Origin of the sequence: Nguyenibacter vanlangensis, from assembly GCF_013376155.1 — a bacterium.
Taxonomy (GTDB): Bacteria; Pseudomonadota; Alphaproteobacteria; order Acetobacterales; family Acetobacteraceae; genus Gluconacetobacter; species Gluconacetobacter vanlangensis.
Window position 1 is genome coordinate 1 of sequence record NZ_JABXXP010001245.1, and the last position, 553, is coordinate 553.

Consider the following 553-nt stretch of genomic DNA (forward strand, 5'->3'; position numbering starts at 1 on the left):
CTGTGCCGCCCGGTGCCCGACATCGCGGCCCTGCGCCACATGTCCCCCATCGCCACCCGCCCCGGCTTCGGCGATCCCGAATGAGCGCACCCCCCGAATGAGCGCACCTCTCGTCGTCGCCGTCGGCGCGCTGGCGATCCTGGCGGTCATCGTCCTGATCGCCCGCTTCCGGCTGGAACCGATCATGGTGCTGTTCGGCGTGGCGGTGCTGGTGGCCGTCGCGACCGGGCGGATGCCCTCGGCCGGCGTCGCCTCGTTCGAAGCCGGCGCGGGCCACGCGCTGGGGCATATCGCCTTCGTCATCGCCTTCGGCACGATGCTGGGCCGCATCGTGTCCGAAACCGGCGCCGCCGAACGCATCGCCCGCACCCTGGTCGCGCGCTTCGGGCCGCGCAACATCCATTGGGCGATGATGACGGTCGGGCTCGCGGTGGGGCTTCCGGTCTTCTTCGATGTCGGGTTCGTGCTGCTGGCCCCGCTGGCCTTCGTCGCGGCACGGGCGGCCGGCCGGCCGATCCTGCTGGCGGCGCTGCCCCTGGCCGCCAGCCTGTCG

General features: G+C 73.1%; 1 protein-coding gene. It reads left to right on the forward strand.

The features are described 5' to 3' along the window. Nucleotides 1–97 precede the first annotated feature (97 nt). On the forward strand, nucleotides 98–553 hold a 456-nt coding region (locus tag HUK84_RS22395), incomplete at its 3' end, for a GntT/GntP/DsdX family permease (protein WP_218064514.1).